This window comes from Burkholderia sp. Bp9143 (assembly GCF_003853645.1).
GTDB lineage: Bacteria > Pseudomonadota > Gammaproteobacteria > Burkholderiales > Burkholderiaceae > Burkholderia.
This window is the reverse complement of sequence record NZ_QTPO01000006.1, coordinates 76,152-96,227: the sequence shown is the minus strand read 5'-3', so window position 1 is coordinate 96,227 and position 20,076 is coordinate 76,152. Positions and strand designations below refer to the sequence as shown.

At 66.6% G+C, this 20,076-nt stretch carries 21 protein-coding genes and 5 tRNA genes; 17 read left to right on the top strand and 9 right to left on the bottom strand.

Annotation, left to right across the window (positions count from 1 at the left end; genetic code table 11):
• Positions 1–19: 19 nt before the first annotated feature.
• The 6 genes from rnc to nagZ all read left to right on the top strand — a co-directional run bounded on the left by rnc (position 20) and on the right by nagZ (position 5,388).
• Positions 20–1,273 (top strand): ribonuclease III, encoded by a 1,254-nt coding sequence (rnc, locus tag DIE23_RS06145; protein WP_124611294.1) that lies wholly within the window; start codon positions 20–22, stop codon positions 1,271–1,273.
• A 60-nt stretch (positions 1,274–1,333) separates the two neighbouring features.
• Complete coding sequence (gene era / locus DIE23_RS06140) at positions 1,334–2,233, top strand: GTPase Era (RefSeq protein WP_089450159.1); 900 nt, start codon at positions 1,334–1,336, stop codon at positions 2,231–2,233.
• Complete coding sequence (recO, locus tag DIE23_RS06135) at positions 2,220–3,059, top strand: DNA repair protein RecO (protein WP_124611293.1); 840 nt, start codon at positions 2,220–2,222, stop codon at positions 3,057–3,059. Before era ends, recO begins: the two co-directional genes overlap by 14 nt.
• The gene (gene pdxJ, locus DIE23_RS06130) at positions 3,056–3,832 is read left to right on the top strand and encodes a pyridoxine 5'-phosphate synthase (protein WP_124611292.1); all 777 of its coding nucleotides are present in this window, start codon (positions 3,056–3,058) and stop codon (positions 3,830–3,832) included. The genes recO and pdxJ overlap by 4 nt, the downstream gene beginning before the upstream one ends.
• 69 nt (positions 3,833–3,901) lie before the next feature.
• Positions 3,902–4,342: a holo-ACP synthase gene (gene acpS, locus DIE23_RS06125; RefSeq protein ID WP_124611384.1), complete on the top strand. Its 441-nt coding sequence runs from the start codon at positions 3,902–3,904 to the stop codon at positions 4,340–4,342.
• 17 nt (positions 4,343–4,359) lie between these two features.
• Positions 4,360–5,388, top strand: a complete 1,029-nt coding sequence (gene nagZ, locus DIE23_RS06120) for a beta-N-acetylhexosaminidase (protein WP_124611291.1) — start codon at positions 4,360–4,362, stop codon at positions 5,386–5,388.
• A 158-nt stretch (positions 5,389–5,546) separates the two neighbouring features.
• Here nagZ and DIE23_RS06115 read toward each other — a convergent pair whose 3' ends face one another.
• The 3 genes from DIE23_RS06115 to earP all read right to left on the bottom strand — a co-directional run bounded on the left by DIE23_RS06115 (position 5,547) and on the right by earP (position 9,087).
• Positions 5,547–6,932, bottom strand: coding sequence for a sigma-54 dependent transcriptional regulator (locus tag DIE23_RS06115; protein ID WP_124611290.1), 1,386 nt, complete (start codon positions 6,930–6,932; stop codon positions 5,547–5,549).
• Positions 6,933–7,203: 271 nt separating this feature from the next.
• Positions 7,204–7,761: an elongation factor P gene (efp, locus tag DIE23_RS06110; RefSeq protein ID WP_124611289.1), complete on the bottom strand. Its 558-nt coding sequence runs from the start codon at positions 7,759–7,761 to the stop codon at positions 7,204–7,206.
• Between the two features lie 138 nt (positions 7,762–7,899).
• Positions 7,900–9,087 (bottom strand): elongation factor P maturation arginine rhamnosyltransferase EarP, encoded by a 1,188-nt coding sequence (gene earP, locus DIE23_RS06105; protein ID WP_124611288.1) that lies wholly within the window; start codon positions 9,085–9,087, stop codon positions 7,900–7,902.
• A 76-nt stretch (positions 9,088–9,163) separates the two neighbouring features.
• Between earP and uvrC the strand changes: the two genes are divergently transcribed.
• The 7 genes from uvrC to DIE23_RS06070 all read left to right on the top strand — a co-directional run bounded on the left by uvrC (position 9,164) and on the right by DIE23_RS06070 (position 12,660).
• Entirely contained in the window at positions 9,164–11,194 is a 2,031-nt protein-coding gene (gene uvrC, locus DIE23_RS06100; RefSeq protein WP_124611287.1) for an excinuclease ABC subunit UvrC, read from the top strand.
• Positions 11,195–11,293: 99 nt separating this feature from the next.
• Positions 11,294–11,881 carry a CDP-diacylglycerol--glycerol-3-phosphate 3-phosphatidyltransferase gene (gene pgsA / locus DIE23_RS06095; RefSeq protein ID WP_006757520.1) on the top strand — a complete coding sequence of 196 codons (588 nt, stop codon included), beginning with the start codon at positions 11,294–11,296 and terminating at the stop codon, positions 11,879–11,881.
• Positions 11,882–12,024: 143 nt separating this feature from the next.
• Positions 12,025–12,100 (top strand) — tRNA-Gly (locus tag DIE23_RS06090).
• A 53-nt stretch (positions 12,101–12,153) separates the two neighbouring features.
• A tRNA-Gly gene (locus DIE23_RS06085) sits at positions 12,154–12,229 on the top strand.
• 52 nt (positions 12,230–12,281) lie between these two features.
• Positions 12,282–12,357: transfer RNA gene (locus tag DIE23_RS06080), tRNA-Gly, on the top strand.
• Positions 12,358–12,408: 51 nt separating this feature from the next.
• Positions 12,409–12,484 (top strand) — tRNA-Gly (locus DIE23_RS06075).
• 102 nt (positions 12,485–12,586) lie between these two features.
• Positions 12,587–12,660 (top strand) — tRNA-Cys (locus tag DIE23_RS06070).
• 73 nt (positions 12,661–12,733) lie between these two features.
• Here DIE23_RS06070 and DIE23_RS06065 read toward each other — a convergent pair.
• The 3 genes from DIE23_RS06065 to DIE23_RS06055 form a co-directional block, all read right to left on the bottom strand.
• Positions 12,734–13,222, bottom strand: coding sequence for a hypothetical protein (locus DIE23_RS06065; RefSeq protein ID WP_124611286.1), 489 nt, complete (start codon positions 13,220–13,222; stop codon positions 12,734–12,736).
• Between the two features lie 286 nt (positions 13,223–13,508).
• A complete protein-coding gene (locus DIE23_RS06060; protein ID WP_124611285.1) occupies positions 13,509–14,057 on the bottom strand; it encodes a GNAT family N-acetyltransferase in 549 nt (182 codons plus the stop codon).
• The gene (locus DIE23_RS06055) at positions 14,054–14,713 is read right to left on the bottom strand and encodes a helix-turn-helix domain-containing protein (RefSeq protein ID WP_124611284.1); all 660 of its coding nucleotides are present in this window, start codon (positions 14,711–14,713) and stop codon (positions 14,054–14,056) included. The genes DIE23_RS06060 and DIE23_RS06055 overlap by 4 nt, the downstream gene beginning before the upstream one ends.
• Positions 14,714–14,862: 149 nt before the next feature.
• Here DIE23_RS06055 and DIE23_RS06050 point away from each other — a divergent pair, with 149 nt between their 5' ends.
• Together DIE23_RS06050 and map are read left to right on the top strand one after the other, a co-directional pair.
• Positions 14,863–15,099: a ParD-like family protein gene (locus DIE23_RS06050; RefSeq protein ID WP_059523699.1), complete on the top strand. Its 237-nt coding sequence runs from the start codon at positions 14,863–14,865 to the stop codon at positions 15,097–15,099.
• Positions 15,099–15,905 carry a type I methionyl aminopeptidase gene (gene map / locus DIE23_RS06045; protein ID WP_124611283.1) on the top strand — a complete coding sequence of 269 codons (807 nt, stop codon included), beginning with the start codon at positions 15,099–15,101 and terminating at the stop codon, positions 15,903–15,905. The genes DIE23_RS06050 and map overlap by 1 nt, the downstream gene beginning before the upstream one ends.
• 118 nt (positions 15,906–16,023) lie before the next feature.
• On the opposite strand, the gene DIE23_RS06040 is transcribed toward map, so the two are convergent.
• Together DIE23_RS06040 and DIE23_RS06035 are read right to left on the bottom strand one after the other, a co-directional pair.
• Positions 16,024–16,536, bottom strand: a complete 513-nt coding sequence (locus DIE23_RS06040) for a GAF domain-containing protein (RefSeq protein ID WP_124611282.1) — start codon at positions 16,534–16,536, stop codon at positions 16,024–16,026.
• 133 nt (positions 16,537–16,669) lie between these two features.
• Complete coding sequence (locus DIE23_RS06035; RefSeq protein WP_124611281.1) at positions 16,670–17,587, bottom strand: LysR family transcriptional regulator; 918 nt, start codon at positions 17,585–17,587, stop codon at positions 16,670–16,672.
• A 110-nt stretch (positions 17,588–17,697) separates the two neighbouring features.
• Between DIE23_RS06035 and DIE23_RS06030 the strand changes: the two genes are divergently transcribed.
• Together DIE23_RS06030 and DIE23_RS06025 are read left to right on the top strand one after the other, a co-directional pair.
• Positions 17,698–18,564 (top strand): pirin family protein, encoded by an 867-nt coding sequence (locus DIE23_RS06030; RefSeq protein WP_124611280.1) that lies wholly within the window; start codon positions 17,698–17,700, stop codon positions 18,562–18,564.
• Positions 18,565–18,689: 125 nt separating this feature from the next.
• Positions 18,690–19,181 carry a GNAT family N-acetyltransferase gene (locus DIE23_RS06025; RefSeq protein ID WP_124611279.1) on the top strand — a complete coding sequence of 164 codons (492 nt, stop codon included), beginning with the start codon at positions 18,690–18,692 and terminating at the stop codon, positions 19,179–19,181.
• Between the two features lie 12 nt (positions 19,182–19,193).
• Here DIE23_RS06025 and DIE23_RS06020 read toward each other — a convergent pair whose 3' ends face one another.
• Complete coding sequence (locus tag DIE23_RS06020; protein WP_124611278.1) at positions 19,194–20,066, bottom strand: cytochrome c oxidase assembly protein; 873 nt, start codon at positions 20,064–20,066, stop codon at positions 19,194–19,196.
• Positions 20,067–20,076: the final 10 nt, after the last annotated feature.

Genomic DNA, 20,076 nt, shown 5'->3' with positions numbered 1-20,076 from the left:
CCGCGTTATACTCCTGCACATGCCCCTATCCCAGTTGGAAAGCCGGCTGCGCTACGAATTTCGCAATGCGGAATTGTTGCGCCAGGCTTTGACCCATCGCAGTCACAGTGCCACGCATAACGAACGGCTCGAGTTTCTCGGCGATTCCGTTCTGAATTGCGCGGTGGCCGCCCTTTTGTTCCAGCGTTTCAGCAAGCTGGACGAAGGCGACCTGTCGCGCGTGCGCGCCAACCTCGTCAAGCAGCAGTCGCTGTATGAAATCGCTCAGGCCCTGAATATCTCGGAAGGGCTGCGGCTGGGCGAGGGCGAGTTGCGCAGCGGCGGCTTCCGCCGCCCGTCGATCCTCGCGGACGCGTTCGAAGCCATCATCGGGGCGGTGTTCCTCGATGGCGGCTTCGAAGCCGCCCAAGGGGTCATCAAGCGCCTCTATATCCCGATTCTCGACCACATCGATCCGCGCACGCTCGGCAAGGATGCGAAAACGCTGCTGCAGGAGTACCTGCAGGGGCACAAGATCGCTCTGCCGACCTACACGGTCGTCGCGACTCATGGTGCGGCGCACAATCAGCAGTTCGAGGTCGAATGCACGGTGCCGAAGCTCGACGTGAAGGTGTCGGGCTCCGGCGCGAGCCGGCGGGCGGCCGAGCAGGCCGCCGCGAAGAAGGCGCTCGACGAGGTGCTGGCGGCCGCGCCGATGCTGGCCGCGAAGCCGAAGCGTTCGAAGAACGCGCGCGGGTCGAAGCATGTCGAGCCCGAAATCGTGCCGGGCGTGAAGGGCGTGCAGGAAGCGCTCGACCTGCGTTCTCCGGAACGGAAGGAACGTGCTGCGGCGCGCGACGCGAAGGCGGCTGCTGCTGTCGCGTCTGCAGGGACCGACGCCGGCGCACAGCCGAGCGACCGGCCGGCGCAGGCGCCGATGGCCGCGATTCGCGCGGCGCATGTCGAAACAGTCGCGGACAAGGCCGACCGCCCCGCGAAGCCGACGGCCGACAAACCTGCCGAGAAGCCGTCCGAAAAACCATCGGATCGCAACGAAGCCGGCTCTCGCGTGGCGGACAAGTCCGCGGAAGGCGCACCCCGTGCAGCTGACAAGCCGGTGGGTCAGACGGCCGATCCGGCCGTGACGTCCGCCGACAAGCCTGCTGCCGGTTCCGACGCCGCTTCGCGTGCGACGCCGCGCGCCCGCGACGCCGCGGCGCCCGGCCCCGAGACGCCGCCGGGCGGCGCAAGCCTCGCTGCCGCGCAGGCGCGCGCGGCCGATGCCGACCACTGAATTGCCCATCGATCGTGCCGCGCGCCGCGCGGCCGTTTCCGAACCTGTCTCCCAAACGATATGAACACTCCCGCTCCTACCGGTTTCCGTTGCGGCATGATCGCGATCGTGGGCCGCCCGAACGTCGGCAAGTCGACGTTGATGAACGCACTCGTCGGCCAGAAGATCAGCATCACGTCGCGCAAGGCGCAGACGACCCGCCATCGCATCACCGGCATCAACACGTTCGACGACGCGCAATTCGTGTTCGTCGACACGCCGGGCTTCCAGACCCGTCACAGCACCGCGCTGAACCGCTCGCTGAACCGCGCGGTCACGTCGACACTCACGTCGGTCGACGTGATCCTGTTCGTGATCGAGGCCGGCCGCTTCGGGCCCGACGACCAGAAGGTGCTCGACCTGATCCCGCCCGGGATGCCGACGCTGCTGATCGCGAACAAGATCGACCGCGTGACCGACAAGGCGACCCTGTTCCCGTTCATGCAGCAGATGAGCGGGCTGCGCGAATTCACCGAACTCGTGCCGCTGTCCGCGCAGCGGCCGGAAGACATCAAGCGCCTGCTGGACACGATCAAGCCGTACCTGCCGGAAGGCGAGCCGATCTACGGCGAGGACGAACTGACCGACCGCAGCTCGCGCTTCCTCGCGGCCGAAATCCTGCGCGAGAAGGTGTTCCGCTGGACCGGCGACGAACTGCCGTACACGAGCACCGTCCTGATCGACAAGTTCGAGGAGGAAGGGCGCCTGAAGCGCATCTTCGCGACGATCCTCGTCGAACGCGATTCGCACAAGGCGATGGTGATCGGCAAGAAGGGCGAGAAACTCAAGCAGATCAGCACCGAGGCGCGGATGGACATGGAGAAGCTGTTCGACGGCCCCGTGTACCTCGAGACCTTCGTGAAGGTGAAGAGCGGCTGGGCCGACAACGAGGCGGGGCTGCGCGCCTATGGGTACGAATGACGCGCTGACGTCGACCGAAGACGCGGTGACCGCCGGCGCGAACGACGCGCCGTTGCCGGCACCGCCCGAACCGCCGCGTCGCAAGGCGCGGCGCGCGACGTCTCGCACGTCCGATTTTCGCGTCACCGAGCAGCCGGCGTTCGTGCTGCACAGCTATCCGTACCGGGAAACGAGCCTGATCATCGACGTGCTCACGCGCGATCACGGCCGGCTCGCGCTCGTCGCGAAGGGCGCGAAGCGCCCGCATTCCGCGTTGCGCGGCGTGCTGCAGACGTTCCAGCCGCTGCTGCTGTCCTGGTCGGGCAAATCCGAAGTGCGCACGCTGACGGGCGCCGAGTGGGTCGGCGGGATGCTGCCGCTCGGCGGTGACGGGCTGCTGTGCGGCTTCTACGTGAACGAGCTGCTCGTGAAATTCTGCGCGCGCGAGGATCCGCAGCCGCCGCTCTTCAATCATTACGTGCTGACCCTCACGCGCCTCGCGCACGGCGAACCCGCGGTGCAGGTGCTGCGCTCGTTCGAGCGCGTGCTGCTGCGCGAGACCGGTTATGCGATGGCGCTGAACCGCACGGTCGCGCGCCGAGCGGTCGAACCTGATCGCCGCTACGTATTCGATCCCGAGCGCGGCGTGCGCAATGCGGACGACGACGTGCCGTCACACTGGCCGGTGATTACCGGACAGACGTTGCTCGACATGGAGCAGGACGATTACCATCGAGCCCAGACGGTCGCGCAAAGCAAGACGCTGATGCGCTTCCTGCTGAACACCTATCTCGGCGGTACGCCGCTTGCCACGCGTCAGATCCTGATCGACCTGCAAAACTTATGAGTTTCTTCCTGACAACGCCCACCGCTATCGACCTCGGCGTGAACATCGACCACGTCGCGACGCTGCGCAACGCGCGCGGCACGACCTATCCCGATCCGATCCGTGCGGCGCTCGCGGCCGAAGAGGCCGGTGCGGACGCGATCACGCTGCACCTGCGCGAGGACCGCCGCCACATCGTTGACGCCGACGTGCGCAAGCTGCGCCCGCTGCTGAAGACGCGGATGAACCTCGAATGCGCGGTGACGGCCGAGATGCTCGACATCGCATGTGAAGTGCGTCCGCACGACGCGTGCCTCGTGCCGGAGAAACGCGAGGAGCTGACGACCGAAGGCGGTCTCGATGTCGCCGGGCGCTTCGAGGCCGTGCGTGCGGCATGCAAGCAACTCGCCGACGCCGGCGTGCGCGTGTCGCTGTTCATCGATCCGGACGAGACGCAGATTCGCGCCGCGCACGAAGCCGGCGCGCCGGTGGTCGAGCTGCATACCGGCCGCTATGCCGATGCGCACGACGAGGCCGAGCAGCAGCGCGAATACGAACGCATCGTTGCGGGCGTGCAGGCCGGCGCGCAACTGGGCCTGAAGGTCAACGCCGGTCACGGCCTGCATTACACGAACGTGCAGCAGATCGCCGCGATCGACGGCATCGTCGAGCTGAACATCGGCCACGCGATCGTCGCGCACGCGATCTTCGCGGGCTGGGACAACGCGGTGCGTGAGATGAAGGCGATCATGGTCGCCGCGCGGGTCGCCGCGCTGCACGGCGGCGCGCGCTGACGATGCATTCCGTGCGCGCGCGCTTCGCTCGCCGACCGGCATCGTCCGTGCATCATGGCGGGCGCTGACATGGCGATCTACGGCATCGGTACCGACATCGTCCAGGTGAGCCGCATCGCGGCCGTGCTCGAGCGCACGGGCGGCCGGTTTGCCGAGAAGGTGCTGGGCCCCGACGAACTGCGCGTGTTCCACGCGCGCCGCGCGCGCTCCGAGGCACGCGGCATCGCGTTTCTCGCGACGCGCTTTTCCGCGAAGGAAGCGTTCTCGAAGGCGATCGGACTCGGCATGCATTGGCCGATGACGTGGCGCGCGCTGCAGACCCTCAATCAGCGCAGCGGCGAACCGTACGTCGTCGCGTCGGGCGAGCTGGCCGACTGGCTTGCCGAACGCGGCGTCACGGCGCGCGTGACGGTCAGCGACGAACGTGACTACGCAGTGTCGTTCGTGGTCGCCGAGACCGAAGCCGCACTTCCGCCTGCATCCGCTCCTGTCTCCCGAACTACTCCCTGACGGAACTCCCAATTCTGATGAAAACGACTCCCGGCCCGGTCATGCTCGACGTCGTCGGCACGGCCCTGTCGCGCGACGATGCGCGGCGCCTTGCGCATCCGAACACCGGCGGCGTGATCCTGTTCGCGCGGCATTTTCAGAACCGCGCACAGCTGACCGTGCTGACCGACTCGATCCGCGCGGTGCGCGAGGACATCCTGATCGCCGTCGATCACGAAGGCGGCCGCGTGCAGCGGTTCCGCACCGACGGCTTCACGGTGTTGCCGGCGATGCGCCGCATCGGCGAACTGTGGGACCGCGACGTGCTGCTCGCGACGAAGGTCGCGACCGCGGTCGGCTACGTCCTGGCGGCCGAGCTGCGCGCATGCGGGATCGACATGAGCTTCACGCCGGTGCTCGATCTCGACTACGGGCACTCGAAGGTGATCGGCGATCGCGCGTTCCATCGCGACCCGCGCGTCGTCACGCTGCTCGCGAAGAGCTTGAACCACGGGCTGTCGCTCGCGGGCATGGCGAACTGCGGCAAGCATTTCCCGGGGCACGGCTTCGCGGAAGCCGATTCGCACGTCGCGCTGCCGACCGACGACCGGCCGCTCGACGCGATCCTCAAGCAGGACGTCGCACCGTACGACTGGCTCGGCCTGTCGCTGTCCGCGGTGATTCCCGCGCACGTGATCTACACGCAGGTCGACAAGCGGCCGGCCGGCTTCTCGCGCGTGTGGCTGCAGGACATCCTGCGCGGGCAGTTGGGCTTCACGGGCGCGATCTTCAGCGACGACCTGTCGATGGAGGCGGCACGCGAAGGTGGCACGCTCACGCAGGCGGCCGATGCGGCGCTCGCAGCCGGCTGCGACATGGTGCTCGTCTGCAACCAGCCGGACGCGGCCGAGGTCGTGCTGAACGGGCTGAAGGCGCAGGCATCGGTCGAGTCGGTGCGGCGCATCAAGCGGATGCGGGCGCGCGGCAAGCCGCTCAAGTGGGACAAGCTCATCGTGCAACCCGAGTATCTGCAGGCGCAGGCGCTGTTGAGTAGCGCACTGGCGTAAGCGGACGAAGGGCGGCGCGATGCCGCTCTTCCGTTGCCGAAAACAAGAAAGCCGCGCGTTTGCGCGGCTTTTCTCATTGGGGCGTGAAGTGCGGGGCGATACGCATTTACGCAACTAACCGTCAGCTTCAGCCGGCGCCCCGAACAAAGGCGGCCCGGTCAGTTGACCTTCATCCGCTGCAGCTTGTTGTACAGCGTCTTGGGGCTGATGCCGAGCAGCGTCGCCGCACGATGGCGCGTGCCGCCGACCGCGTCGAGCGTCGCACGGATCAGCAGATCCTCGACGTCGGACAGCGGGGTGCCGACCTTGATCTGCACGCTGCTGCCGTTCAATGCGGCGCCGGCCGCGAAGCTCGCTTCGCCCGCGCGCAGCGTCTCGATGAAATCGCCGGACGCGTCATAGGCGAAGCGCACGCGCTCCTGCAGTTCGCGCACGTTGCCGGGCCATTCGTAGGACACGCATTCGCGCACGAAGCCCGGCGCCGCGCGCTTGTCGGTCGTGCTGCGGCCGGTGGCGCGCGCTTCGCGGTTGAGTTCGTCGATCAGCGCGTCCGCGATGGCGAGTGCATCGCCGTCGCGCTCGCGCAGCGGCGGCATCGTGATCGATGCCGCATCGAGACGCAACCACAGATCCTCGCGCAGCGTGCCGTTCGCGACCGCCTCACGGGCCGGGCGACGCGTGGTCGCGATCAGCCGGAAGTCGCTCGCGATCGAACTCGTGCCGCCGATCCGCATGAAGTTCTGCGAGTCGAGCGCATGCAGCAGCGCCTCCTGCAGCACGAGCGGCAGTGCGGTGATCTCGTCGAGGAACAGGGTGCCGCCGCCGGCCTGTTCGAACAGGCCGGATTCGCGCCGCTCGGCGCCGTCGAACGCGCCGCGTTCATGACCGAACAGCACGCTGTCGAGCGACGCGCCGTGTCGCCCGGCCTGCGCGATCGTGCGGCAGTCGAACGACACGAACGGCCCCTTGCGGCGCCGGCTCAGGTCGTGCAGCGTGCGCGCGGCCAGCTTCTTGCCGGTACCGGCCTCGCCGGTAAACAGCACGGCCGTTTCGGTGCCCGCGTTGTGCTCGATCATGTCGTACACGTGTTGCATCGCCTCGCTGCGGCCGACCAGCGCGCCGAAACGGCCGAGGTGGCGCAGCGACGCGCGCAGCGTCCGCACTTCATCGATCAGTTCGTAGGGGCGCGGAATCCGGGCCAGCAGGCTGCGCAGGCGCGGAATGTTGATCGGCTTCAGCAGGTAGTCCCAGATACCGTGACGCAGGCCTTCGATCGCGCTCTCGACCGTCGCGTTGCCCGTCAGCACGATCACCGGCAGCGAGCCGTTCGGCTGCTGCTGCGGCAGGTGCTGGAGCAGGTCGAATCCGCTGCCGTCCGGCAGGTTCAGGTCGACGAGGACGACATCGGGAATCGAGCGGCCGAGCGCCGTGCGTGCCTCGGCGAGCGACGTGGCCGTGTCGACCGAGAAGCCGTCTGCGGCGAGCAGCGCGGTCAGGCCGGACAGACTGTTGGGATCGTCTTCGACAATCAGGGCGTGTGGCATGGTGGACGCGAGTCGAGTCAAGAGAGGCGGGCTGTCGGCCATCGAGCCGGCCGCAGCCGCATGTCAGATTAAAAACTGATTTTATGCCCCGCTGAACGCCTGACGTGCATTATTTCTTTGCCGCTATAAAACAGTTACCGATGATACAAATTGAATACCTTTAGTGCTGGATTTTGTGTTGTCCATGGTGCCGACGCACCGGTGCTGTTGGCGGCAGGCAAACAAAAAGCGCCCCGAAGGGCGCTTTGTTCGATCCGAAAATTGCAGGCAATTACGCGCGGCTGCGATATTCGTTCGTACGCGTATCGATTTCGATCTTGTCGCCGGTGTTGCAGAACAGCGGCACTTGCAGTTCGAAGCCCGTTGCGAGCTTGGCGTTCTTCAGCACCTTGCCCGACGACGTGTCGCCCTTGACGGCCGGTTCCGTGTAGGTGATCTCGCGAACCAGGACCGTCGGCAGTTCGACCGAGATCGCCTTCTCGTTGTAGAACACGACTTCGCAAGCCATGCCGTCTTCGAGGTAGTTCAGCGCTTCGCCCATCATTTCCGCTTCGACTTCGAACTGGTTGTAGTCGGCGTCCATGAACACGTACATCGGATCGGCGAAGTACGAGTACGTCACTTCCTTGCGGTCGAGCACGACGACGTCGAACTTGTCGTCAGCCTTGTAGACCGATTCCTGGCCTGCGTTCGAGAGCAGGTTCTTCATCTTCATCTTGACGACGGCGGCGTTACGGCCCGACTTGTTGTATTCCGTCTTTGCGATGACCCATGCGTCGCTGCCGATCTGCACGACGTTGCCTACGCGGAGTTCCTGTGCGGTCTTCATAAAAAACTGTCCTGATCCAATCAAATAAATAGGTGCCTGAGCGTTGCACAACGGCTGACGGCGCAAGCGGGGGGCGTTCCGGTGGGTGCCAAGAGCCCCAAACGCGAGCGCTTGCGTGGTCAGCCGTCGGATAACCGCTTATTTTAACTGAGATTTTGCGTATTCCGCCAGCTTTCCGGCGAGATCGCCGACGCTCGCCAGCGCGTCGGCCCAGCACGTCGCGTTGGTGTCCAGCGCGGCACGGTGTTGCAGCAAATCCGCCCAGTCGGGCGTGCCGGCGCCGTTCCATGCGTGCCAGAAGCGCTCGAGCGCCGCGCGCGGCGCATCGGCGAGGCCGGCCGACAGATGCGCGAGCGCGGCGTCGAGCTTCGGCAGGTGCGCATCGTCGGCCTGCGGGTAGATGTGCCATACGAACGGCTTGCGTGCCCATTGCGCGCGGACGAACGAATCCTCGCCGCGCACGAAGTTGACGTCGGCCACCCACAGCAGCGGGTCGTAGTCGGCCTGTGGGACGAACGCGAGCCCGTAGGCGGTCAGGTTGCCGCTGGTTGCGCGCGCGCCGGCGCCGAACGATTCGACCCCGAAGAAGCGGGCGACGGCCGGCGACACGCGGCCGGCGGGCACGAGCGCGACGACGGGCGACGGGCTGTCGCGCCACTGCGCGAGCAGCGCGTCGACGGCCGGATTTTCATACGCGAACAGGCTGACGACGGTCGTGCCCGGCGCCGGCGGCGTGTCGCCGGTTGCATGGCGCCACCATGCGGCGCGCGCCGCCGCGTCGGTTTCGAAGGCCGTGCGGCGCGCGTCGAGGTCGCGTTCCTTCAGCACGCCGCCCGTGCCGGCCGACAGTCCCGGGAAGAAGAACGTCTTCAGCAGCGGGTAGCGCGGATGCGGCGACGGGCGCAAATGGAAATCGGCGACCCAGTCCTCGGCGCTCAGGTATTCGAGATTGATCCACACCGGTCGGCGCGCACGGCGCGCCATCGCCGCGAGATACGTGCCGGGCAGCTCGCACGCGAACGCCTCGATCACGACGTCGGCGATCTCCAGCGCGTCGCCGACTTCCGCATGCCAGTGTTCGACCACGATGCCGTCGAGCGTCTGCCGCCCCGCATCGGGATCGACCCCCGGCAGCAGCCGCGCGAACGTGCGCAGGTCGTCGACGAAGAGGCGTACCTGCCAGCCGTGTTCGTGCGCGAGCTGACGGGCGAGGCGCCAGCACACGCCGATGTCGCCGAAGTTGTCGATCACGGTGCAGAAGAGGTCGCACGCGATCGGTTCGTCGGGCGCGAGCGGCGAAGGGGAGGCGGGGGTGGTGCGGGGCATCGAAGCGGGCCGGTGAATGCTCTAAACTGGCGATTCTAATGGACCCGTTCCGCGCCACAAGGCACCCGGATCACGCATGACATCCCCAGAAGCCGCCGACACCCCGTTCGAACCCAAGAAGATCCTCGCGCAGTTGCCGCACATGCCGGGCGTTTACCGCTACTACGACGCGGCGGGCGCCGTACTTTACGTCGGCAAGGCGCGCGACCTGAAGAAGCGCGTGTCGAGCTATTTCACGAAGACGCAGATGTCGCCGCGCATCGCGATGATGGTCACGCGCATCGTGCGCATCGAGACGACCGTCACGCGCTCGGAGGCCGAGGCGCTGCTGCTCGAGAACAACCTGATCAAGGCGCTCGCGCCGCGCTACAACATCCTGTTTCGCGACGACAAGTCGTATCCGTACCTGAAGCTCACCGCGCACCGCTTTCCGCGCATGGCGTACTACCGCGGCTCGGTCGACAAGCAGAACCAGTACTTCGGGCCGTTCCCGAGCGCATGGGCCGTGCGCGAGAGCATCCAGATCCTGCAGCGCGTGTTCCAGTTGCGCACCTGCGAGGATTCGGTCTTCAACAATCGCACGCGGCCGTGCCTGCTGCATCAGATCGGGCGCTGCACGGCGCCGTGCGTCGGCGCGATTTCCGAGGATGACTACGCGATCGACGTGTCGAATGCCGCACGGTTTCTGCTCGGCCGGCAGTCGGAGGTGATGAAGGAACTCGAGCAGAAGATGCACGCGTTCGCGGCCGAGCTGAAGTTCGAGCAGGCGGCCGCCGTGCGCAACCAGATGAGCTCCCTCGCGACGGTGTTGCACCAGCAGGCGATCGAGGTCGGCAGCGACAGCGACGTCGACATCCTGGCGGTGGTCGCGCAGGGCGGACGCGTGTGCGTGAACCTGGCGATGGTGCGCGGCGGCCGGCATCTCGGCGACAAGGCCTATTTCCCGACGCACGTCGAAAGTGCGCTGACGCTTGCCGAAGGCGGGCTCGGCGACGAGACCGAAGCGGCGGACGGTGCCGATGAAACCGCTGCGGCGTTGCCCGACCGGCCCGTGGACGAGGCTGCTGCCGCGCGTGACGCCGGGGTGTCGGTGGAGGCCGAGGTGCTCGATGCGTTCATCGCACAGCACTATCTCGGCAATCGCGTGCCGCCCGTGCTGGTCGTGAGCCATGCGCCCGCGAGCCGCGACCTGCTCGAGCTGCTGTCCGAGCAGGCCGGCCACAAGGTATCGCTGGTGCGGCAGCCGCAGGGGCAGCGGCGTGCGTGGTTGTCGATGGCCGAGCAGAACGCGCAGATCGCGCTCGCACGGCTGTTGTCCGAGCAGGGCTCGCAGCAGGCGCGCACGCGCGCGCTCGCGGAGACGCTCAGCTTCGAGTGCGACGATCTCGCGACGCTGCGGATCGAATGTTTCGACATCAGCCACACGATGGGCGAGGCGACACAGGCGTCGTGCGTCGTCTATCACCATCACAAGATGCAGTCGGGCGAGTACCGTCGCTACAACATCACCGGCATCACGCCGGGCGACGATTACGCGGCCATGCGGCAGGTGCTGACGCGCCGCTACGAGAAGATGGTCGAGCAGGCCGCGCAGGCGGCGGCCGCCGACGACGCGGCCGGCCTCGACGGCGAATCGACGCGCAAGGCCGAGGCATCGAGCATGCTGCCTAACATCGTGTTGATCGACGGCGGCAAGGGGCAGGTCGAGATCGCGCGCCAGGTGTTCACCGAACTCGGGCTCGACACATCGATGCTGGTCGGCGTCGCGAAGGGAGAGGGGCGCAAGGTCGGCCTCGAGACGCTCGTGTTCGCGGACGGCCGCACGCCGCTCGAACTCGGCAAGGAGAGCGCCGCGCTGATGCTCGTCGCGCAGATCCGCGACGAGGCGCACCGCTTTGCAATCACCGGGATGCGCGCGAAGCGGGCGAAGGCGCGCCAGACCTCGCGGCTCGAGGAACTCGAAGGGGTCGGGGCGAAACGCCGGCAGCGGCTGCTCGCGCGGTTCGGCGGGCTGCGCGGGGTGGTCGCCGCGAGCGTCGAGGAACTGGCGAGCGTCGACGGCATCTCGCACGCGCTCGCCGAGCAGATCTACAAGCAGCTTCACTGATCCGGCCGTGCGACCGGCCGCGCCTGAGCGCGATCTCGCGTTCTTGTGGCAGGCCGGTCGACACGGCACAATTGCGAATCCTTTACTGACCCGCATGCCATGCCGTTCAATTTCCCGATTTTCCTGACGTGGGTACGGATCGTGCTGATCCCGCTCGTCGTCGGCGTGTTCTATCTGCCGGACACGGTGATGGGCGGCGCGCACCGCAACCTCGCGGCAGCGGCGATCTTCATCCTCGCCGCGCTGACCGATTGGTTCGACGGGTTTCTCGCCCGCAAGTGGAACCAGACGTCGTCGTTCGGCGCGTTCCTCGATCCGGTCGCGGACAAGCTGATGGTGACGGCCGCGCTGCTGATCCTCGTGCAGATTTCGCGGGTCGACGCGGCGATCGCGCTCGTGATCGTCGGCCGCGAGATCGCGATCTCGGCGCTGCGCGAATGGATGGCACAGATCGGTGCGTCGAAGAGCGTCGCGGTGAACCAGCTTGGCAAGTTCAAGACCGCGTGCCAGATGGTCGCGATCCCGATGCTGCTGTACTACGGCCCGCTGCCGCTCGGCATCGCGACGATCGACACGCGGGTGTGGGGCGAGTGGCTGATGTACCTCGCGGCGGTGCTGACGATCTGGTCGATGCTGTACTACATGAAGCTCGCATGGCCGCAGATTCGCGAGCGCGGCGGCGCGTGACCGGTCCCGCACGTCGGTTGCGCAGGTTTTTGGAAAAAGGGCTGGAAAAGCCCTTGACATACGAATGTGCCTTCGACATAATCTCGCTTCTCCGCTGCACGGCGAACTAAGTGTGTGACGGGGAAGCAGTAGCGCAGCAATACGCGGGAGTAGCTCAGTTGGTAGAGCGCAACCTTGCCAAGGTTGAGGTCGCGAGTTCGAGACTCGTCTCCCGCTCCAGATTTTTTCTGGCAGCGTGTTGTACGGCAGAGCGCTGCAGATGCAGGACACATGCGGGAGTAGCTCAGTTGGTAGAGCGCAACCTTGCCAAGGTTGAGGTCGCGAGTTCGAGACTCGTCTCCCGCTCCAGATTTTTCTGGCAGCGTGTTGTACGGCAGAGCGCTGCAGATGCAGGACACATGCGGGAGTAGCTCAGTTGGTAGAGCGCAACCTTGCCAAGGTTGAGGTCGCGAGTTCGAGACTCGTCTCCCGCTCCAGATTTTTCTGGCAGCGTGTTGTAAGGCAAAGCGCTGCAGGTGCAGGACAATGCGGGAGTAGCTCAGTTGGTAGAGCGCAACCTTGCCAAGGTTGAGGTCGCGAGTTCGAGACTCGTCTCCCGCTCCAAGTCATGGGGAAGCCACGCTTCCCTTTTTATTTGATGGACTGACGGTCCTCGAATAAAAAAATCTGTCGCTTGCCGCCACGGCATCCGGACAGTCCGCTTTTGGCGCGATAGCAAAGCGGTTATGCAGCGGCCTGCAAAGCCGTTTAGGCCGGTTCGACTCCGGCTCGCGCCTCCAGCAAGAAAAGAAAAGCCCCGCTTCGGCGGGGCTTTTCTTTTTTCCGCGCTTGATCCGAACGTCATCCGCGCAGCTATTCCGCCGGATACGTCAGCGTCACCAACTCGCACTTCGACGTGCTCTTGCCGTCGTAGTCGTAAATCGCAAGCAGATGCTGGCCCTTGCTGTTCGCGATCGGCAGCGTGATCGCCCGGCGATTCGGATTGTTGCCGCCGGCCGGTTCGTCCGAAACCTGTTTGCGGATTTCCGATTCGAGGTCCGACGGGGTGTTGATGCCGTTTTCCGGACCGCGGCTGCGCACCCTGCTGTAGAAATGGAAACCGTTGTCGGTCCAGCCGCGCGGCAGCATGTTGCGCCACTGGTTGTTGGTGACTTCCTTCCACAGAAGATCGGTGTTGCCGCTCAGCGCAAACGGCGTCGGACATGCGCCGGCCGCGAACGCTTGTCCGCAGAAAAGCGGGAGGGCGGCAAGCGACCACGCAACGCATCGGACCGCGCGTCGCGCGAGGCCGGCATCGCGTCGCGATCCGGGATGATGTGGCAAGGCATGGGGTGTTTTCATACGGCATTCTCCGGGTGATGGATCGGTAGGCGACCGTGCTGTGGCCGCTGGGGAATACCGTATCGCTACCGTTCTCGCGCAAGAATGCGGTGAACGTCACACGCGTGGTCACGGGGCAAAGGTGCGGGGCCGGGGCCCGGGATGCGTGTGGAAAAACCGGGAGGAGGGGCGACAACGCGGTGCGATGTCTTGATCGCGCATTGTCGCGGGTGAAGCGATGGCCGTGCCGCGGGCCGTCTACGCCGTCCGCGTCATCATGGCCGTGCCGAACATTCGGCGATGCCGATCAGCCATCGACCGGCTGAGCCGGCGTGTCGAACCTCAACTGATAGAACGCCGCATCGAGCCAGCGGCCGAACTTGAAGCCCGCTTCGGTGATCGTGCCCGAGTGCACGAAGCCGAGGCGCGTGTGCAGCGCGACGCTGCCGCCGTTGGTCGCGTCGATGCAGCCGACCAGTACGTGTACTTCGGCTTCGCGCGCACGCCGGATCAACTCGCGCAGCAGCAGCTCGCCGAGCCCGCGGCCGCGATGGTCGCGGTGGACGTAGACGCTGTGCTCGACCGTGTACTTGTACGCAGGGAACGCGCGGAACGTGCCCCAGCTCGCGAAGCCGACCAGCGTGCCCGACTCATCGACCGCGCCGACGACCGGAAAACCGCCTGCGCGCTTCGTCGCGAACCACGTGACCATCGCTTCCGGCGGGCGCGGCCGGTAGTCGTACAGCGCGGTCGAGTTCACGATTGCATCGTTCAGGATCTCGAGGATGGCCGCGGCATGCTCGGCCTCGCTGCAATCGATCAGGCGCACGTCGTCGCGCGGTTTCGGGGAATTCATGCGGGCTCCTGTGCCTGTCGGCTCTGAACGGATGACACACTCCGCGCGCCGGCGGCGGCGGGGACATCGCAGATCGCGACGACATAGCGCGCGACGTGCGACGACGGGTTGCTGAAAATCAGCGGCTGATCGACGCGCATGGCCAGACAGTCGCCTTCGTGAAGTTCGTGAAGCTGGTCGCCGAACGTGACGTCGACGCGCCCATGGACGATCCACACCTGTTGATGCAGCGCACTTTCGCGCCCGCCCGAGTCGTATGCGACGCGCGCGCCGGGCGGGAAATCGATCTCGACGAGCTGGATCGGCGACGGCCAGCCGGGCGGCGACAGATTGCGCCGCACGTAACCGGATGCCGGATCGCGCCATTCCGCCTGCTGCGCGCGGCGCACCAGCGGGTGCGCGGGCGCATCGTCGCGATCGCCGCCGAACAGCCCGGCCAGCGACACGCCGAGACCCGCCGCGAGCTTGTCGAGCACGACGGCCGTCGGGCTCGCCGACGCGCGCTCGATGAGCGAGATCATCGAACGGCTGACGCCGGAACGCGCGGCGAGCGCATCGAGCGTGTAGCCTCGTAGCGTGCGCAAGTCGCGCACGCGCCGGGCGATGCGTTCGTTGATGCCGGTGTCGTCGGCAGGGGAGTGGGTCGATTCCTGCATAGTGGATTTATTTTCCAGCAAGTTGGAATTCGATGTCAACGGGATTCCTGCTGTTCCGGATCGGCGGTTCGCTGGCGGTCGAGCGCTTGCCCGACGACCGGGGTGAGCGTAATATACGAAATGGCTACATTTCGTTTAATTGGAGACATATGGGAATCATCAAGATCTCCGAGCACATGCACGAACGGCTGCGCTCGACCAGTACCGCGCTGAGCCGTTCGATCAATGCGCAGGCGGAGCACTGGCTGCGCGTCGGGATGCTGGCGGAACTCAATCCGTCGCTGTCCTATGGCGATATCTGCCGGATGCTGATCGAGACCGAAGCACGCGGCGGCGATGCCGGTCCGACGGAGTCGGTGGCCCACGGCATCGAGCAGGTGGCGTAATGGCGAGGCGCGAAATCCCGATCCGCGGTGCCGCGGAAATCGCCAAGTCGCGCGAGGCCGCGAAGCTCGCGTCCCAGGTGCTGACGATGATCACCGAACACGTGAAACCGGGCGTCACGACCGACGAGCTGGACGCGCGCTGCCGCGAATACATCGTTGACGCGCTCGGCGCGATCCCGGCGAACATCGGTTACCACGGCTATCCGAAAACCCTGTGCACGTCGGTCAATCACGTGGTCTGTCACGGCATTCCGTCGTCGCGGCCGATGCGCGACGGCGATATCGTGAATCTCGACATCGCGGTGATCAAGGACGGCTGGTTCGGCGACACGAGCCGCATGTATTTCGTCGGCGAGCCAGGCGAACTGGCGCGACGTCTCGTCGCGACGACCTATGAGGCGATGCATGCAGGCATCCGCGCGGTTCGTCCGGGCGCGACGCTCGGCGACGTCGGCTATGCGATCCAGCAGGTCGCGCATCGCGAAGGGTTCAGCGTGGTCCGCGAGTACTGCGGGCACGGGATCGGCGATGTGTATCACGACGAGCCGCAGGTGCTGCACTATGGCCGCCCGGGCACCGGCGTGCCGCTGCGGCCGGGGATGATCTTCACGATCGAGCCGATGCTGAATGCGGGCAAGCGCGATACGCGCGTGCTGGCGGACGGCTGGACGGTCGTCACGAAGGACCATTCGCTGTCCGCCCAATGGGAGCACATGGTCGTCGTGACGGAGCAAGGCTTCGAGATCCTGTCGGACGACGTGAAGCCGCAGGCATTCGCGGCGCTTTCCGGCACGCACGCGGCCTGACGCGCAGCAAGCCGCGCGCAGCGGCGCAACGAAAACGGGCCCCGTGTGGGGCCCGTGTCATTGGCGGCCGAGCGGCGCGATCAGCAGGCAGCTGCTTCCGCGGCCGCGGCCGGCAGCGTCACGCGGCTCGACCGCGCGCCTTCTGCCACGCGTGTTCGACGAACACGTGGCACAGCGCTTCCATCCCGTTACGGTCCTCGTCGTCGAAACGCGCGGCGACGGGGCTGTCGACGTCCCACACGCCGATCAGCGTGCCGTCGGCCGCCACCAGCGGCACGACGATTTCCGATTCCGACGCGGCATCGCAGGCGATATGGCCGGGAAATGCATGCACGTCGCGCACGACCTGCGTTTCGCGGGTCTGCGCAGCCGTGCCGCACACGCCCTTGCCGAGCGCGATCCGCACGCACGCGGGCATGCCCTGGAACGGGCCGACCACGAGTTCCGTCCCGTCGAAGAAATAGAAGCCGGCCCAGTTCAGGCGGTCGAGGGAGTGATAGACGAGCGCGGCGAAGTTCGCGGCGTTCGCCGTCAGGTCGCGCTCCGATTCGACGAGCGCGCATGCCTGCTCGACGAGCGTCGCATAGTGTTCGGCCTTGGAGGCGTGTGGGTCGGTGGACAGCGTGAACATGGCTGAAATGCGGAAAGGGTTGTGAACAGCGGGGTTGTGAAAAGCGCGATGCGCGTCCCGCAGTCTACGGCACGCGCGGCCTGTTTGCAGCGCGCGGTTCGCGAGCGCCGTGTCGAACGCGCCGCGCCGTCGCTCAATCGGGTTCGAGTTCGGCGAACCGCTCGGCCAGGAAGTCGAGTAGCGCACGCACCGCGGGCAGCAGCCCGCGCCGCGACGCGAACACCGCGTGCACGATCTCGCGGCGCGGCGCCCAGTCCGGCAGCACGGTCGCCAGTTCGCCGCGCGCGACTTCGTCGCGCACCATCATCGTCGGCAACTGCACGACACCGACCCCGGCGACGGCCGCCGCGCGCAGCGCGAGCATGCCGCCCGTCACGAGCCGCGGCTGGTGGTGGATTTCCGCGTGCGCGCCGTCGGGGCCGCGCAGCCGCCATACGTGCGTGGTCTGCGGCACGCCGTGATCGAGGCTCGGCAGCCGGGTCAGGTCGGCGGGGACGGCCGGCACGCCGAGCTCACGCAGCAACGCGGGGCTCGCGACGAGGCATTGGCCGCGCTCGGCCAGCACGCGCAGCGCGAGATCGCTGTCCTCGAGCGGCGGCGGGCGCACGCGGATCGCGACGTCGATCCCTTCGCCGACCACGTCGACGCGCCGGTTGGTCGCTTCCAGGTAAATCTCGACGCGCGGGCACGCGACCATGAACGCGGCGATCATCGTGCCGACCAGCGAATCGAGCAGCACGATCGGACAACTGACCCGCACGATGCCGCGCGGCTCCTCGTGCAGCAGCGCGATCGCCTCGTCGGCTGCGTCCGCTTCGACGAGCATCGCGCGACAGTGCGCGTAGTAGGTCTGGCCGACGTCGGTGACGGTGAAGCGGCGCGTCGAGCGCTGGATCAACCGCATCCCGAGCCGCGCCTCGAGCAGCGCGATGCGGCGGCTCAACTTCGATTTCGGCATGTTCAGCGCGCGCCCGGCCGGCGCGAAGCCGCCGTGCTCGACGACCTGCACGAAGTAATAGAGATCGTTCAGATCCCGTTTGTTATCGTTCATAAAATAGAACGCTGAGTGCGATTTTGGCAGTCTACCGGATCAATCGTCCCACCACTATATTCGTACCCAGGATGCGAAACAGGTGTTTCGCCGCAATTCGGAGAAGGCAAATGAAGAAGATCCAGGGTGTTTACAGTGCGCCGCGCGGCCATTGGGTCGGCGACGGTTTCCCGGTGCGTTCGATGTTCAGCTATCAGTCTCACGGGGCGCACCTGAGCCCGTTCCTGCTGCTCGACTACGCGGGGCCTGCGAATTTCGAGCCGGCTTCGGCACCGCGCGGGGTGGGCCAGCACCCGCACCGCGGGTTCGAAACGGTGACGATCGTCTATGACGGCGAAGTCGCACACCGCGACTCGACCGGCGCGGGCGGCGTGATCGGCCCGGGCGACGTGCAGTGGATGACGGCCGCGAGCGGGATCCTGCACGAGGAATTCCACTCGGAAGCATTTACGAAGCGTGGCGGCCCGCTCGAGATGGTGCAGCTGTGGGTGAACCTGCCTGCCGCCGACAAGATGGGCGCACCCGGCTATCAGACGCTGCTGAACGCGGACATCCCGGTGATCGAACTGCCGTACGGTGCGGGGCGTGCGCGGATCATCGCGGGAGAACTCGACGGGCGGCGCGGCCCGGCCCGCACGCACACGCCGATCGACGTGTGGGACGTGCGGCTCGCGGCCGGCGGCCGTGCGCGGTTCCCGATCGCCGAAGGGCGGACGCTCGCGGTGGTCGTGCTGAGCGGTACGTTACTGGTGAACGGCGAGACGGTCGCCCGCGAAGCGCAGTTCGTGCAACTGAGCCGCGACGGGCGCGACGTCGAGATCGAAGCGAACGGCGACGCCAAGTTGCTGATCCTGAGCGGCGAACCGATCGATGAGCCGGTCGTCGGTTACGGGCCGTTCGTGATGAACTCGCAAGAGGAAATCCGGACCGCGATCGACGATTTCAACAACGGCCGCTTCGGCCGGATGCCGGCATGATGGACAGGCCCCGCGCAGTGCGGGGCTTTTTTCATGCGCGGAAGGGCGGTCGCGTGCCGCGTGCGCTTCGAGGCATAATCGACGGTTGCCGCGCGCCGGCCGGCGCGCCCGAATCAGGACCGACCATGAACGCTTCCGCACCTGCCGCATCCCTGCGCGCCGACGATCTCGACTGGCGCTGGAAATTCTTCGACGCGCTGACGGCGCGTGAAGTTTATTCGATCCTCGACGCGCGCAGCGCCGTGTTCGTCGTCGAGCAGAACTGCGTGTATCGCGACATCGACGATGCGGACCAGGCCGCATGGCATCTGGCGGCGTACGATCCCGCGGGCCGCCTCGCCGGCTACCTGCGCGTGCTGCTGCCGGACGCGCAGCACACCGACGTGCGCATCGGCCGCGTGCTGACGACCCCCCCGTTTCGCGGTGCGGGCCTCGGCAATGCGCTGATCTCGCGCGCGCTCGAGCACATCCGCGCGCAGTGGCCGGATGCGCAGGTGAGCCTGCATGCGCAGGCCCACCTGCAGCGCTTCTATGGGGCATTCGGCTTCACGCCGAGCTCGGACGTGCACGACGAGGATGGCATCCCGCACGTGTGGATGACCAGCGTGCGCGACTGACGCGCCGCGCCGTCAGTGGGCGGCGCGCGTCACCGAAGGGCGTGCCGCGGGCCGGGCGGCAGCCCGTTCTTCGATCAAACGGCCGCGCGCGGACAACCGCAACCAGTGCCGCAGCGCGATCAGCGCACCGATCACGCTCATCATCGAACCTGGAATCCACAACAGCAGGCCGCCGATCTGCTGGTCGCGCAGCGGGCTGAGCCATGTGAATGCGCGTCCGCAGATCGAGTAGATCGGATACAGCTCGTGCGGCGTGAAGAAGATCAGCGCGCCGAGCGCGATCTGCGGCGGGATCGCCGCGACGACGATCAGGATCCGGCGGCCCGGCGACAGCCGTGCGGGCGGCGCGGGACGCGGATCGACGACGAGCCACCAGAACAGCAGCCCATCGATCACCATGCTCCAGTTCATCACGCGATACAGGCGCCAGTCGAGCATCGCGATGAAGTGGATCGGCGACAGCAGCCAGAAATAGATCAGCCCGACGAACAGCACGACCGCGACGACCGGATGGAACACCACGTCGAGCGTCGCGCGCACGGGTACCCACGCGAGCGCGGGGCGCACGAAGCGCTGCCGCCAGCGAAACGGAATGCCCGCGCGGATCGCCGCACCCGGATAAGCCAGCGCGATGAAGAACGGCCCGAGGTGATGCAGCACGAGGTGCTGCGCGCGGTGCATGAAGAATTCGTGCTCGAAGAAGTAGTCGAGCCGCGTATGCAGCGCGAGGTAGAGCGCCGTCAGCCCGAGCCAGAACGAGAACTGCCGCAGCGGTGACACCTTCGCCTTCTTCACGCCGCGCGCGAACAGCACGGCGGCCGTCAGCACCGCGATGACCACGGTCGGCGACGGTTCCCACGGATCGAGCCAGTACAGGACGTTCATCGCGCGCGCA